The 15,844-nt window shown below is 37.7% G+C and carries 14 protein-coding genes; 10 read left to right on the forward strand and 4 right to left on the reverse strand.

What is annotated here, in order from left to right; genetic code table 11:
* Positions 1-156 precede the first annotated feature (156 nt).
* Positions 157-1,884: a M28 family peptidase gene (locus tag H344_RS0112665; RefSeq protein WP_026810664.1), complete on the reverse strand. Its 1,728-nt coding sequence runs from the start codon at positions 1,882-1,884 to the stop codon at positions 157-159.
* Positions 1,885-2,177: 293 nt separating this feature from the next.
* Between H344_RS0112665 and H344_RS0112670 the strand changes: the two genes are divergently transcribed.
* Positions 2,178-3,476: an aminopeptidase P N-terminal domain-containing protein gene (locus H344_RS0112670; protein WP_026810665.1), complete on the forward strand. Its 1,299-nt coding sequence runs from the start codon at positions 2,178-2,180 to the stop codon at positions 3,474-3,476.
* A 79-nt stretch (positions 3,477-3,555) separates the two neighbouring features.
* Here the strand turns inward: H344_RS0112670 and brnQ are convergent, their stop codons facing one another.
* The gene (gene brnQ, locus H344_RS0112675; protein WP_026810666.1) at positions 3,556-4,842 is read right to left on the reverse strand and encodes a branched-chain amino acid transport system II carrier protein; all 1,287 of its coding nucleotides are present in this window, start codon (positions 4,840-4,842) and stop codon (positions 3,556-3,558) included.
* Between the two features lie 270 nt (positions 4,843-5,112).
* Between brnQ and H344_RS21450 the strand changes: the two genes are divergently transcribed.
* Positions 5,113-5,364: a hypothetical protein gene (locus H344_RS21450; RefSeq protein ID WP_084148804.1), complete on the forward strand. Its 252-nt coding sequence runs from the start codon at positions 5,113-5,115 to the stop codon at positions 5,362-5,364.
* Positions 5,365-5,514: 150 nt separating this feature from the next.
* Here the strand turns inward: H344_RS21450 and thiL are convergent, their stop codons facing one another.
* Complete coding sequence (gene thiL / locus H344_RS0112680) at positions 5,515-6,558, reverse strand: thiamine-phosphate kinase (protein ID WP_026810667.1); 1,044 nt, start codon at positions 6,556-6,558, stop codon at positions 5,515-5,517.
* 256 nt (positions 6,559-6,814) lie between these two features.
* Entirely contained in the window at positions 6,815-8,272 is a 1,458-nt protein-coding gene (locus H344_RS0112685) for a Gfo/Idh/MocA family protein (protein WP_026810668.1), read from the reverse strand.
* Positions 8,273-8,743: 471 nt separating this feature from the next.
* Between H344_RS0112685 and H344_RS0112690 the strand changes: the two genes are divergently transcribed.
* The 8 genes from H344_RS0112690 to H344_RS0112725 all read left to right on the forward strand — a co-directional run bounded on the left by H344_RS0112690 (position 8,744) and on the right by H344_RS0112725 (position 15,429).
* Complete coding sequence (locus H344_RS0112690) at positions 8,744-9,073, forward strand: HesB/IscA family protein (protein WP_026810669.1); 330 nt, start codon at positions 8,744-8,746, stop codon at positions 9,071-9,073.
* A 117-nt stretch (positions 9,074-9,190) separates the two neighbouring features.
* Positions 9,191-10,636, forward strand: coding sequence for a Fe-S cluster assembly protein SufB (sufB, locus tag H344_RS0112695; protein WP_026810670.1), 1,446 nt, complete (start codon positions 9,191-9,193; stop codon positions 10,634-10,636).
* A gap of 75 nt (positions 10,637-10,711) precedes the next feature.
* Entirely contained in the window at positions 10,712-11,464 is a 753-nt protein-coding gene (gene sufC, locus H344_RS0112700) for a Fe-S cluster assembly ATPase SufC (protein WP_026810671.1), read from the forward strand.
* Positions 11,465-11,676: 212 nt separating this feature from the next.
* Complete coding sequence (locus H344_RS22140; protein ID WP_316929562.1) at positions 11,677-11,745, forward strand: hypothetical protein; 69 nt, start codon at positions 11,677-11,679, stop codon at positions 11,743-11,745.
* A gap of 197 nt (positions 11,746-11,942) precedes the next feature.
* On the forward strand, positions 11,943-13,259 hold the full coding sequence (sufD, locus tag H344_RS0112710) for a Fe-S cluster assembly protein SufD (RefSeq protein ID WP_026810672.1): 1,317 nt from the start codon (positions 11,943-11,945) through the stop codon (positions 13,257-13,259).
* Between the two features lie 39 nt (positions 13,260-13,298).
* On the forward strand, positions 13,299-14,525 hold the full coding sequence (locus H344_RS0112715) for an aminotransferase class V-fold PLP-dependent enzyme (RefSeq protein WP_026810673.1): 1,227 nt from the start codon (positions 13,299-13,301) through the stop codon (positions 14,523-14,525).
* 92 nt (positions 14,526-14,617) lie between these two features.
* A complete protein-coding gene (locus H344_RS0112720) occupies positions 14,618-15,040 on the forward strand; it encodes a SufE family protein (RefSeq protein ID WP_026810674.1) in 423 nt (140 codons plus the stop codon).
* Positions 15,041-15,096: 56 nt separating this feature from the next.
* Positions 15,097-15,429: an SUF system Fe-S cluster assembly protein gene (locus H344_RS0112725; RefSeq protein WP_026810675.1), complete on the forward strand. Its 333-nt coding sequence runs from the start codon at positions 15,097-15,099 to the stop codon at positions 15,427-15,429.
* Positions 15,430-15,844 lie beyond the last annotated feature (415 nt).

Genomic DNA, 15,844 nt, shown 5'->3' on the forward strand with positions numbered 1-15,844 from the left:
TAAAGTCTACCTAGTTATAAAAATCTCCCTCATTAAAATAGGGCAATTTCCTTAAAATAAAGTAGGAACCTCAGCAACCAAAACCCGATAAACTCAACAAATTCAACATCTTAATGCAACTCCACCTACCAGAATAGCATTCTATGATTTATTTTTCTACTTCCTTTTTAATTCAGATACAAAGCTATCCCTCTGCAGTTCAATAATAGAACGTGCACTTAAAATAGCTTTTTCTACAATTGCAGTATTCCCTGGATTAGCCATATCCTTAGCTGATTCAATAGCTTTGATATACCAATCTGCCCATGCCATTATAATCTGCTGTTCATCCTCTGAAGAAGCTCCTTCTCTTACAGCGCTTTCACTTAATAAATATTCTGCTGCCAAACGATTGGTAGCAGCCTTATTTATCAAATCAATTATTGCCGTGGCTGTATAGCTATCCCCGTTCACCAAGGTAAGGGCACTAGCTAATGCTGCAGTACTCACATTTTTTAAGGTTTCTTGAGACACCTTGTCCATGGTATCATTATCGGTATGGTAAAATTGGTCAGTGAAGTGCCAAAGCAATAAACCTGGTATATCGGCTCTTAAAAAGGGCATATGATCACTACCCCCTTCATACGGATTGGTTTTCACCACCCAATTAGCAAACTTCCCTTGCTTTTTAAAGTTATGAATTATAAAATCGTTTAAGTAATGAGGTTTCATATCCTTTAAACTTAACACTCTCCCGCCCCATTCAGAATGTTTATCTTCACCTCGTGTCCAAATGGCACTGGGATCGGGCATTTTTTCAATAAGGAAGGTACCTCCTGTTTTATCGGTATTCTCCCCTACCATATCTAGACTAATACCCCATTTAATATTTTTAGCCCTTGCTTCATCTTCCGCAACATAACGGTTGGTAGATATTATTTCATCACCCCAAAGAAAAGTAATACTTCTATAAGCCTCAATAGATTCGGAAGCTATGAGTTTCGCTGTTGTGATAGCCATTTCTAATTGCGCTCCCACCCCCGATGCATTGTCATTGGCACCTGGCTCCTGCACATGGGCGCTAAAAACGAGTCGCTCTTCTGGCGTTTCGGAACCCCTAACATCTGCGACCAAGGTTAGCTCTTCTGAAGGATACAACTTAGTAGCTACATTCACCTTTGCCCTAACGCTTCCCTTATCCATTGCTGCTTTTAATTCTTCTTTAGCCTCATAAGATAACGCTATAGCCCATTTATTATTTGGATGATATGCTAGACTACGAAACTGAATGGAAGTGGTATTTATCTCTGGCTTTAAATAACCAGGGTTGTTATAGCTAAACATCCCTAAGGCACCTTTATTTAGCACCCCTTCCTTATAAATTTCTGAAGCACGATTGGCATCGGTATATATAATCTTACCATTTACCGAGACCTTATTTAACGCCTCTAAGTCCTTTATATATACTACCTCTCCTACAACACCATTACTTGATGTTGAAGCAGAATTTAAATAAACCATATTGCGATTGGTGGCCTGACTCAGTAATGGTGAAGAACTCCCAACTAGACTAACTTCTGCATTCAAAGGCTCCCAAGTAGGGTGCGGCAAGGACCTCTTTTCTATCCTATAAGTAAATCGGTCTAAAACAGTAGCTTGCTCTTCTTTTACATAGCCAGCCGCTTCCAACTCCGAAGCAACCTTAAAGATACTCTTATTAAACCCCTCGTTGCCTACAACTCTCCAGTATTGAGATACAAAAGCTGTAGTTTCATACGCCTTTTCCCCTGTGATATGCTCTCTAAAAATTTTGAAATAATCATCAGTTGTGACAGCTGATTTTTTTTCTTGAGACCAGCCTATAATCACCATCGAGAAAAAGAAAAACATCAAATTTTTAGTCATGTCCATATTTATATTTACGAGGAAGAAATCTACTTTTAAGTGCTATTAATTGCACATTATAATTAATCTGCGAAGATAGGCTATTTTGATATTTTACAGAATGGAAGACTTTGCTTTTAAAATGATTTACGGCTTAATGGCATTAAGCATATCCTATTTCTTAAATTTGCATACAATATTAAAAACTGGTGCATACCGGAAGCCACTGTTCTATAGGTGAAAAATGTTAATCACACCGTTTCACCACTAAACACACCACTGGCAAGAGGCCATGCCCAAAAAAAACATAACTGATGAAGTACGAGCAAATACCACAGCAATTATTTGTAAAAAATCGCAAGAAATTTATGGCTCAAATGAAGCCAAAAAGTATTGCGGTATTCAATTCTAATGATATTTACCCCATAGGTGCAGACAGCACGCTACCCTTTGAGCAAGATAGAGATCTTTTTTACCTAAGTGGTGCCGATCAGGAAGAAACCATACTGTTACTTTTTCCTGATTCCCATGACAAAAAACACAGAGAAGTATTGTTTGTAAGAGAAACCAATGCTCATATTGCAGTTTGGGAAGGCGAAAAGCTCACTAAAGAAAAAGCAACAGAAGTTTCAGGGATTGAAACCATTTACTGGCTTACAGATTTTGATAAGATATTTTTTGATCTTATGACCGAAGCAGAAACGGTTTACTTTAATACCAACGAGCACTACAGACAAGCAGTAGAAACCCAAACTAGGGAAGACCGCTTTATAGCAAAATGCAAGCAAGATTACCCAGCTCACAACTGGGCAAAGAGCAGCCCAATTCTTCAGGAAATACGCGGAATTAAAGAGCCTGAAGAAATAGATATTTTGCAAACAGCCTGTAATATCACCGAAAAAGGCTTTAGACGTTTATTACCGTTTGTTAAGCCTGGAGTTTGGGAATATGAAATTGAGGCGGAACTCTTACATGAGTTCATTAGAAACCGATCTAAAGGGTTTGCTTATACGCCTATTATTGCTTCTGGAAATAATGCTAATGTATTGCACTATGTAGAAAATAATAGGCAATGCCATGATGGCGATATGCTTTTAATGGATACCGCTGCGGAATATGCCAACTACTCTAGCGACCTTACCCGAACCATCCCAGTAAATGGCAAGTTCACAAAAAGACAGAAGGAAGTATATGAAGCGGTACTTAGGGTAAAAAACGAAGCTACAGCCATGTTAGTCCCAGGAACCATGTGGGCAGAATTCCATAAAGAAGTAGGTCAGCTGATGACCTCCGAACTTCTAGGCTTAGGATTGTTAGATAAGGCCGATGTACAAAACGAAGATAAGGATTGGCCAGCCTATAAAAAGTACTTTATGCACGGCACTAGCCATCATATAGGACTTAACACCCACGATTACGGCGCATTAAAAACTCCTATGAAAGCAAATATGGTATTTACCGTTGAGCCAGGAATTTATATCCCAGAAGAAAAAATGGGAATTAGATTAGAAGATGATGTTGTTATCCAGGAAACTGGAGCACCATTTAACTTAATGGCCAATATCCCTATTGAGGTAGATGAAATAGAGGAATTGATGAATGCCAAAGCATAAGCATCATCCTTATTTTAATAATTAATAAAGAGCTGGCATTATCCAGCTCTTTTTATTTGCAATAATTTTTCGGTAAAACTTAAGAGTCTTTGTTAAGCATAGACGAATTTTCCGTAATGTTAGCAATCACAAATGTCACTACTGATGGCAGTACCCATCCTAATTGATAACTACTAAGAGGTATCCACTCAAAAATCTCTTTATTAAAAGACCAAAACTCCAAACTCCCTAAGAAATCAGGAATACTAAACAAAGCAGTTGTCAACACAACTACTTTAAAAACTTTAGGGGAAGCCAAGCGATCTGGCACCACATTTAAGAGTATCAGCACAATAGTCAACGGATAGATAAACATAAGAGCAGGCAAGGCCACCACTATAATATAAGCCACATTAAATTGACCAATTAAAACCCCAAGCACACTACCCACTATTGCTGTGTACAGATAGGCGTTCTTAAATTTAGCATAGCGTTCTTTAATAAAATCCGCAGTACCCGTAACAATTCCCACCGCAGTAGTAAAGCACGCTAAACTCACCAAGATACTTAGAAAAACGTTAGCGGTATCTCCTAGTGTTAATCTACTTATTCCTGTTAAAAGCTCTGTTCTGCTAATCGTAGAATCAAAGTTAGATTGATTTAAAGCTCCTGTAATTATTAAACCTGCATAAATTAGAAAGAGGGCGAGTCCTGCCAACCAGCCCGATTTGCGGATTAGCCCCTTTTTGGCTTCATAAGGTGCTTTAGTCTTAAGATTAACAGAAACTATAATTACACCACCAACTACTACAGCTCCAATAGCATCAAAGGTTTGATACCCCTCTAATACACCTACACTAAACGGATTCTCTATAGTTGCATCTCCAAAATTTAAGTTTAGATCAAAGATGGTAATTCCGATAATAGCCAATAGAATGATAATTATGGTGGGGGTAAGAATTTTACCTAAAATATCTAACAGACTAGATCTATTTATTACAAAAATAAATACTAGGGCGAAGTATATAATACTGGTGGTGAGAGACGAGATATTAAAAAATGGCTGAACGGCAATTTCATGGGTTACAGAAGCCGTACGCGGCGAAGGAAGACTAATTGCTATCGCATATATAGATAGGGAATATATTAGGCTAAAGGCAGGAGAAACCTTTTTCCCAAAATCGAAAATAGTTCCTTGCAATTTCGCGTGAGCCAAGATTCCAAAGACAGGCACTAAAACGGCCGAGGTAGCAAAACCCAAAGTGACTAACCACCACATTTCCCCTGTTTTAAAACCTAATAACGGCGGTAAAATTAGGTTACCGGCTCCAAAAAAAAGGGAGAACATCGCAAATGTTGTAATCAAAGTTTCTTTAGTCTTAAGCATGCCTACAAATTTCGGCGAAAGATAGGATAAAAACCACTTAGTATAAAACCCCAATTAAGCCCTTAAAACACGTCAATCATCGAAAAACGGAATGTTTGACCAAAAAAATCCAATAAAAAACTTATGCAACTCAATAATTCGCAAATGTTTGCGTTAATTAAATGTTATGTATTTTAGTAACAATAAAAACCAACAACCAAAACATTAATATTTTTCGCATGTAAGGTTCCCCAATTAGGACTACTACAATGCGCTCTAAAATCCTAAATTATGAAAGAAACAATCAACAAATACGGCAACAGACTTAGCGCAATTTTCTGCAGTATATTTGGACATCATTTTGGAGTTACCAAAGAAATAACATCACATATTAAAGAGTACAAGTGTGTTCACTGCAACAAAGAGGTAACAACGGACGCCAGCGGAAACCTCTCAGAACTAACGCCAGAATTACAGGACATCAACAATACACTAGAGCACATCTACCAAAAAAGACATAACTCTAACCAACAAGTTGCTTAAATCCGCTAGCTAAAGTTGAAACGACAACCGTTTTCTGCGTGGGTAAATAACATTGTTCCTGAAAATTGAATAAGTAACGATTATTTATATCTGTTGTTAACCCCACGACAGTAAAATGGAGTTGCCTTCAATTTTCGGGAATTTTTATTTTTAAGAAAACGAATTCCACCCTTGAGCGGTTATCGGAATTTTTGTATCACCACGAGAAATTAGATTAGCCCCCTCATTTTCTTCCGTCATGTGTCCGATAATAGAAAAATGTGGGTTGCCTTTAATTTTAGGATAGTCTTTTTGATCTATTGTGAATAATAGCTCATAGTCCTCTCCCCCACTTAAAGCCACCATAGTGCTATCTATATTAAACTCCTCACAGGCTGAAATTACTGTTGGATCTAACGGAATTTTATCTTCAAACAAATTACAACCAACTCCACTTGCCTTACACAGATGTAGAATCTCCGAAGAAAGTCCGTCACTAATATCAATCATTGATGTAGGCTTTATTTCTAGTCCTTCCAATAGACCTTTGACATCTTTTCTTGACTCTGGTTTTAGCTGTCGCTCTATTATATAAGTATATGGTGATAGGTCTGGCTGATTATTAGGATTCACCTTAAAAACCTCTTTCTCCCTTTCTAACACTTGTAAACCGCAATATGCACCTCCCACATCTCCAGATACAACTAGAAGATCATTTGGTTTAGCGCCACTTCTATAAACTATATCAGCCTCATTTGCCTCCCCAATAGCAGTTACACTAATTATCATTCCCTTAGTAGAAGATGTAGTATCACCACCAATTAGGTCTACGTTATATATTTTTGCTGCCAAGGCCACTCCTGCATAAAACTCTTCCAATGCCTCTAATGGAAATCTATTAGATACCGCTATGGAGACGGTTATTTGCGTAGCTACGGCATTCATAGCATAGATATCCGATAAATTAACCATCACGGATTTATACCCTAGGTGTTTTAATGGCATATAACTTAAATCGAAATGCACCCCCTCTACTAACATATCGGTAGATACCACTGCTTTCTTCTCGTTAAAGTTTAGCACAGCAGCATCATCCCCAATTCCTTTTAGGGTAGATTTATGGTTAATTTTAAAACTTTTAGTGAGGTGCTGGATTAGTCCAAACTCACCCAACTCTTCTAGGCTTGTCCTTTCTTGGTTCTTATCTTCTAACATACTGCAAAAGTAAGGAGTAAATTTATTTATTAGACCTTTTGCACTAAATATTGAGCAGAAGGGTAATTATTTTCTATTTTGAATATGATTAAGATTAATCAGCAATGAAGAAATTAGATATTATAAAGTAATAATTAATTGAGTCTATCAACCTCCAGAATGCAAATACCTATCATCGGGACATTCAAATACAATATAAAAACGCCAGCCCTTTAATAAAGACTGGCGTTTTTGTATTTGAATCAAGATGTTATTCCTAACCTAAGGAATACCCATCTCTATAGGTTCTCTTCACATATTTGTTAGCGGCCTCAAAGTTACTCACCTTCATATTTTCCGCATCCCATAAGAGTCGCTTTCTACCATAGTACTGAGAACCACCACTCCAGAATCCTTTACTTTCTGCTTTAGGATCTACCTCAAAATAGGCTTTAAGCGCCAAGTTCCCAATAAGGATACTTTCTGTAAACGGACCCGCATAGTCAAAAGATGAACTAGTTTCCGCATTTCCGTAACCCGCCATACAAGCATTTACCCACTGCAAGTAGTGCCCCTCAGGGACTCTTGCTATAGTTTCTTCAACTTCAAACTGCTCGTTTAAGCTTAATGGAAGTAGCCTTGGATTAGCTCCATAACAATCTGCCATTAATTTTCCTTTGGTACCTATAAATAGTACACCACCATCCCAGTTACCCATTGGCTCATCATCTCCCATTTCTTCTGGGCGCTCTGGAAGCAATCCGCCATCCATCCAAGTAACTTTTACATTGCCTTTCCCATCGGTTCTTGGATAGCTAAGGTGTATTTTACTGGAGTTAGGGAAACTTTTTGGATAATCTGCAGTTTCAAACTTCCCTTTAAAGGAGTCAGACACGCTACACTCAACCTGATTTGGATATAGAATAGGAAGGATCCTATAAACGGGATCCATAATATGGCAAGCCATATCTCCTAGAGCTCCTGTTCCAAAATCTGACCAACCTCTCCAATCAAATGGAAGATAAGCATCGTTATAATCGCGCATTTCTGCAGTTCCTAACCATAGATCCCAATTAAGTCCTTTTGGTATTCTATCCTTTTTTGTTGGTGTCTGTAATGCCTGAGGCCAAATAGCCCTATTAGTCCAACACTCAACGGTGTGTACTTCACCAATAATTCCGGTGTCATAAATCTCCTTCATCTTACGCACTCCATCTCCAGAACCACCTTGGTTACCCATCTGGGTGACCACCTTATATTTTTTAGCTGCTTCGGTAAGCATTCTCGCCTCCCAAATATCATGCGTCAAAGGTTTTTGAACGTACACATGCTTCCCCATTTGCATTGCCATATAAGCTTGTACCGCGTGATTATGATCTGGGGTAGATACTGAAACAGCATCTATATTGTTCTTTTCCTTCTCTAGCATCTCCCTAAAATCTGCATAGTACTTCGCTTTCGGGAAATTTTTCCTTGAATCTACAGCCTGCCTATCATCTACATCACATAAAGCCACAATATTCACATTGGGACTTTCGGCAAAAGAGGTAAGATCGCTCTTTCCTTTCCCGCCAACACCAATACCTGCAATGTTTAATTTATCACTAGGAGCAACAAAACCCGGGCCGCCTAATACGTGTCTCGGGACAATCATAAATCCTGCCGTTGCCAACCCGGCACCTTTGATAAAATCTCTTCGAGATTTATTATTAAATGTGGTCTTTTTCTTGGACATAATTTTAGAAGAATTATTTTGGTTTTTAAAAATGCAGTTGAATTTAATGTAAATTTCTGTAATGACAAGGAGAAAGCAGGAATAAATTTTACTATGCTGAGCTCTCTCAACCTTTTTATGATACCCTTAAAAAAAAATGTTTTTTACATTAACTACCTATATCGTTAAAGTAGTAAATTACTACTTTTCAATTACATACTAAGACTTTCTGTTTTCTTAACATAATAAGATTTCACTAAGCTCTCTTCATACTACTAATTCGTAAAACCAATTGGATTTCCCTCCATTTCTTTCACTAAAAAATGAATCAAGACGCCACGTTAGCACGCACTTCCAAACCATGTCTCCCAACATAAAATTCCCCATAGAAAGAACTGATAGTCCTATAGGCTAGATTAATGTTGGAAAATATGGTAAAACACTTCTTATGTAGTATCTTTGTACCCTAATTTAGATTAAATCCAATTAACGATGATTAAAGTATCTGAATCGGCAAGAGAAAGGGTAATGGCCCTTATGAGTGAGGGAGGCTTTGATGCAAACACCGACTTCGTAAGAGTAGGTGTTAAAAGTGGTGGATGCAGCGGCTTATCTTATGAGCTTAATTTTGATAAAACAATAGGTGAAACCGATAAGATGTTTGAGGACAACTCTGTACGGATATTAGTAGACAAAAAGAGTTTCTTATATCTAGTAGGCACCGTATTGGAATACTCTGGCGGACTTAACGGCAAAGGTTTTGTCTTTAATAACCCCAACGCTCAAAGAACTTGTGGCTGTGGAGAAAGCTTCTCACTATAACGCAACAGGAGAAAAAGTGATATTGTAACAATGAGCATTTGTTAAATTACTAAATGCGTTAAAAAGAGAAAGAGTAGCGTTTTAACTCTTCCTTTTTAACTCTTTAACTTATATGAAATGGCATACACAGAAGAAGAATTAAAGAAAGAATTGGAAACCAAAGAGTACGAGTATGGTTTCTATACGGATATTGAATCGGATACGTTTCCAGCCGGATTAAACGAAGAGATAGTGATTGCTATTTCTAAAAGGAAGGAAGAACCGGAATGGATGACGCTATGGAGATTAGAATCGTTTAAGATCTGGAAGGAAATGGTTGAGCCAGAATGGCCGAACGTAAAATATGAAAAACCTGATTTTCAGGCTATCTCTTACTATTCCGCACCTAACTCCAAACCAAAATACGACAGCTTAGATGAAGTAGATCCAGAATTACTGGACACTTTTAATAGGTTGGGAATTTCTTTAGATGAGCAAAAGAAATTGGCTGGAGTAGCCGTAGACATTGTGATGGACTCTGTTTCAGTAGCCACCACTTTTAAAAAGACTTTAGCGGAAAAAGGAATTATATTCTGCTCTATTTCGGAAGCGATTAGGGAGCATCCAGAATTAGTAAAAAAATATATAGGTAGTGTTGTTCCCCAAAAAGACAACTTTTATGCAGCCTTAAATTCGGCCGTATTCTCAGACGGATCCTTCTGCTACATCCCTAAAGGAGTACGTTGTCCTATGGAACTGTCTACTTATTTTAGAATTAACCAAGCAGGAACAGGTCAGTTCGAAAGAACATTGGTAATTGCAGATGAAGATAGTTACGTTAGTTATTTGGAAGGTTGTACCGCTCCTTCCCGAGATGAAAATCAATTACACGCAGCAGTAGTAGAACTAATAGCCTTAGACGGGGCAGAAATTAAATATTCTACCGTTCAAAACTGGTTCCCAGGAAACAAAGAAGGAAAAGGAGGCGTATATAATTTTGTGACCAAAAGAGGTATTTGCGAAAAGAACGCTAAAATTTCTTGGACACAAGTAGAAACTGGATCAGCCGTTACCTGGAAATATCCTTCTTGTATATTAAAAGGAGATAATTCTATTGGTGAATTTTATTCTGTTGCAGTGACTAATAATCACCAACAAGCAGATACTGGTACTAAAATGATCCACTTAGGGAAAAACACAAAAAGTACCATTATCTCTAAAGGTATCTCTGCAGGAAAATCGCAAAATAGTTACCGAGGTTTAGTACAAGTGAGCAGCAGGGCCGAGAATGCTAGAAACTTCTCCCAATGTGATTCACTATTAATGGGGAACGATTGTGGCGCACATGCATTTCCATATATAGAAGTCAAGAACAAGTCAGCCATGATAGAACATGAGGCAACCACAAGTAAAATTGGGGAAGACCAGATTTTCTATTGCAACCAAAGGGGAATAGACACGGAAAAAGCCATTGCACTTATTGTTAACGGGTTTAGCAAAGAGGTATTAAATAAATTGCCAATGGAATTTGCGGTGGAAGCTCAAAAATTATTAGAAATAAGCTTGGAGGGATCAGTAGGATAAACCTCCGAAATCCCTGATGGGGAAATAGTAATCTGGATTATTAAAATACACTACAACTAGAAAAATAGTTTTAAAATGCTAAAAATAAAAAACTTACACGCCAATATAGATGGCAAGGAAATATTAAACGGAATCGATCTAACCGTAAATGCAGGAGAAGTACATGCTATAATGGGACCAAACGGTTCTGGTAAAAGTACCTTGGCATCTGTAATTGCAGGAAAGGAAGATTTTGAAGTTACAGAAGGGGAAATAACAATGGATAATGAGAGCATAATAGAAGACTCCCCTGAAGAAAGAGCTCATAAAGGTATATTTCTCTCGTTTCAATATCCTGTAGAAATTCCTGGTGTATCGGTAACCAACTTTATTAAAACCTCCATAAACGAATCTAGAAAAGCACAAGGCTTGGAAGAAATGGGAGCAAAAGATATGTTGAAGTTACTTCGTGAAAAGTCTGAACTACTAGGTATAGATAGAAAATTCTTATCTCGTTCTCTTAATGAAGGTTTTTCTGGAGGAGAGAAGAAAAGAAACGAAATATTCCAAATGGCCATGTTAGAGCCTAAATTGGCTATTTTGGATGAAACGGATTCCGGTTTGGATATTGATGCTCTTAGAGTGGTTGCCAATGGAGTAAACACCCTAAAGACAAAAGATAACGCTGTAATTTTGATTACTCACTACCAGCGTTTATTAGAGTATATAGTACCTGATTATGTACACGTACTTCACAATGGAAAAATTGTAAAGTCGGGTACCAAAGAATTAGCACTAGAACTAGAAGAGAAAGGATACGATTGGCTAAAGCCAGAGTCGGTAGTATAGTTTAGCCCTGTCTAACGTCACAAGTCCAAATGTAAAAGCCGATATATCGTAGTGCATCACTAAGTTGGGAATGTCAAACAAAATCATTTGAAGAAACAAACGCTTGAAGAAAGCAAATCGATTTCAACAAAAAGATTTAGAAAATTAACCAACAAGGGTAAAACTGAAAAGGACATCGATTTAAAAGGCAAATCAGAAGAGCTTCCATTTCTATAAGCTCCAATATTGCAGAAGGATTTGAAAGAAAGACGGATGAAGAATTTATTTACTTCCTATACTAACTAGGAGATCTACTACAGAGGTAGGGTCACCGATATAGCAAGGATTGGATTTAGAATAGGTAGATAATAAGGAGTTTTTCATATTAAAGGAACAATTAGAAAATATATCTAAAATATTAAATGGTTTTATAGTTCATATTAGTGCATAAACAAGAAACTGTATAACATTTGACATTTAGACATTACAACTTAGAAAAATGGATTTAAAAGAAAAATTAGTCTCCTCTTTTTTAGCGTTTGAAAACAATGTGGACGTGGAGCATTCTGTACACGATATACGCACCGAAGCAATAAAAAAGTTTGAAGAAAAAGGATTTCCATCCCGTAAAGAGGAGGAATGGAAATACACCTCATTGAATACGTTACAAAAAGTAGATTTCAGCATATTTCCCAAAACCGAAAGCGACCTAGACTATAAGGATGTTAAGCGGTATTTTATGCATGAAATTGACACCTATAAAATTGTATTTATCGATGGCATTTATAGCTCCTATTTATCGGAAACTACGCATGATGGAGTAGATGTTTGCCTAATGAGCTCTGCACTAACCAAGCCCATGTACAAGGCAGTCATTGATGTCTACTTCAATAAAATTGCTTCTAAGGACGACTCGTTAACCAACCTAAACACTGCGTTTAGCAAGGAAGGGGCTTATATCTATATCCCTAAAAACAAGACGCCTAAAAAACCTATAGAGATACTTCATTTTACTACTGGTACAGAAGCGGCATTGATGTCACAACCACGTAACTTGATTATTGCGGAAGAGAATACGGAATTACAAATTATAGAGCGTCATCAAAGCCTTACCTCTAACGACGTCTTTACCAATGCAGTTACGGAAATTTTTGCTGGTAAAAATGCCATTATAGACTATTATAAAGTTCAGAATGACGCCCTTACAGCATCTTTGGTAGACAACACCTACATAGATCAAAAAGATGGTAGTACTGTAGATGTACATACCTTTTCCTTTGGTGGTAAATTAACTAGAAACAACCTTAATTACTATCAAAACGGAGAGCGTGTAAACTCCACCCTAAGAGGCGTTACCATTATAGAAGGTAAGCAGCATGTGGATCATCATACCCTAGTACATCATATAAAACCCAATAACGAAAGTTATCAAGATTATAAGGGAATTTATGATGAGAATGCTACCGCTGTCTTTAACGGAAAGATTATAGTAGATCAAATTGCACAAAAGACTAACGCGTTTCAGCAGAACAACAATATCTTATTAAGTGATAAGGCCACTATTAACACTAAACCTCAGCTAGAGATATTTGCTGATGATGTGAAGTGCTCCCACGGATGTACTATTGGTCAGCTAGATGAGGAGGCATTATTTTACTTACAGTCTAGAGGTATTCCTAAAAAGGAAGCCAAAGCATTGTTAATGTATGCTTTCGCCAACAACGTTTTGTCCACGGTTCGTATTCCAGAACTTAAGACTAGAATCAATAAAATCATCGCCAAAAAATTGGGGGTTAATATTGGCTTTGACCTATAAAAAGGAAAATAGCATCCCCAAAGTCAGTTATTTACCGTTATGATAAACACCATTTTGGATATACATACCATTCGTAAAGATTTCCCAATTTTAAATAGGAAGGTCAATGGCGAAGCTTTAGTGTATTTGGACAATGCCGCCACCTCACAAACGCCTAAGATGGTTATAGATACCATTGTGGACTATTACACTCGGTACAACTCCAACATACACAGAGGGGTACATCAGCTCTCCCAGGAAGCAACCGAAATGTATGAGGAGGCAAGACTTAAGATTCAAAAACATTTTAATGCAAGCCAAAGCCACGAAATTATTTTTACTCCAGGTACTACCTACGGTATTAATTTGGTGGCAAATGGTTTTACTACCTTATTAAATAAAGGTGACGAAATAATAGTATCTGCACTAGAACACCATTCCAATATTGTTCCATGGCAAATGTTATGTGAACGTACAGGGGCAGTGTTAAAAGTAATCCCTATGGATTTAGAGGGACAGTTGGTGATGGACGAATATCACAAACTACTAAATCCAAAAACTAAATTGGTGTTCTGTAACCATGTTTCTAATGCCTTAGGCACTATAAACCCAATTGAAGAAATTATTACGGCAGCGCATAAAGTAGGTGCTGCAGTGTTGATAGATGGCGCACAGGCGGCCCCACATATTAAGGCAGATGTTCAGCAATTAGATGTTGACTTTTATGTGGTATCTGGCCATAAGATGTGCGGCCCAACAGGGGTTGGTGTCCTTTACGGTAAGGAAGAGTGGTTAAGAAAATTACCTCCCTACCAAGGAGGTGGAGAAATGATTGCGGAAGTTACCTTTGAAAAAACAACTTATGCTGATCTTCCTCATAAATTTGAAGCCGGGACACCTAATATTTCTGGTGGGATAGCCTTTGGCGCCGCTTTGGATTATATGAACACTATTGGCTTTAATGCCATTGCACAATATGAAGACGAGCTATTAAAGTATGCAACGGAACAACTCTTAACTATTGAAGACTTAAAGATTTACGGTACATCTACCGATAAGACTGCAGTTGTTTCTTTCAATATAGAAGGCATACACCCTTATGACATAGGAAGTATACTAGATAAACTTGGAGTAGCAGTTAGAACCGGACACCATTGCGCACAACCTATTATGGATTTCTATAAAATTCCAGGAACGGTCAGGGCCAGTTTTAGCTTTTACAATACAAAGGAGGAAATAGATATTTTGGTCGCTGGAGTAAAACGCGCCAAGGCGATGCTGATATAGTACGCAATCCTATATTTACATCCGTTTGAATGTAAATGGTACTTGTTGTACTTTTGTAATGAATTTCCATATTATTTGGACAAACACACAATATGAGTATAAAAGAGATACAGGAGGAGATAATTGACGAGTTTTCCATGTTTGACGACTGGATGCAACGTTATGAATATATGATAGAGCTGGGCAAATCCCTTCCTTTGATAGACGAGCAGTACAAAACAGAGGAAAACATCATTAAAGGTTGCCAGAGCAAAGTCTGGGTTCATGCCGAACTTAATGATGATAAGTTAGTCTTTACTGCTGATAGCGACGCCATAATCACCAAGGGTATCATTGCCATATTGATAAGAACTTTCAGCAATCAAAAACCAAGCGATATCATTGCTGCAGATACCGATTATATAGATCAAATCGGTCTAAAAGAGCATTTATCCCCAACACGGGCTAATGGCCTAGTAAGTATGATTAAGCAACTGAAAATGTACGCTATCGCTTACCAGACCCAATTAAATTAAAAGGCATCGCATTAAAAAGCGGCCTTAGTGGTTATTCACCATAAAATTTTAATACAATGAGTACAGAAACACCCGCAATAGACACCCAAGAACTAGGCGAAAAAATAGTTCGAGTTATAAAGACCATATATGACCCAGAAATTCCTGTGGATATTTATGAGTTGGGACTAATCTATGATGTTCTTGTAAATGAGGAATACGAGGTTAAAATTCTAATGACCCTAACTTCTCCTAACTGTCCCGTAGCAGAGTCTATGCCAATGGAAGTAGAAGAAAAGGTAAAATCTATTGACGAGATAAAAGATGTAGAGGTAGAACTTACTTTTGATCCACCTTGGACTCAAGAACTAATGAGCGAGGAAGCGAAGTTAGAATTAGGAATGCTATAAAGTAGTATTGAGTAGTGAGTATTAAGTAGTGAGACTCGCTCGGGCGATCCCGAGAACACGAAATTTAGCTAACTTAAGTTTTGGGTAGTTTTATGGTAAAGCTACTTCATTGGCGAAGCGAAACTCCTTATCCGCAGAGGACCGCGATGTAAATGCAACGATTTGCATATAAAGTGAGGGGCCAGATGGCGCGCCGGCCTTCGCTACGGCTGGCTCCTCTAAACCAAGGTACACCTTACCTTAGTTTATCAGCCCTGTTCGTTTCTTTTGGGCGAGCAAAAGAAACCGACGTAGGAGGTTCATGAATACCTTTAAAAAGGAAATAGAAGTCTATGAACTAAATGAAAGCAAGTAGGTTAGAGAAATTGATTAAAAGCACTTATGATTCAATTACAAAACTAACAACATAATGCAT

The sequence above is a fragment of the Arenibacter latericius DSM 15913 genome (genome assembly GCF_000424985.1).
GTDB lineage: Bacteria > Bacteroidota > Bacteroidia > Flavobacteriales > Flavobacteriaceae > Arenibacter > Arenibacter latericius.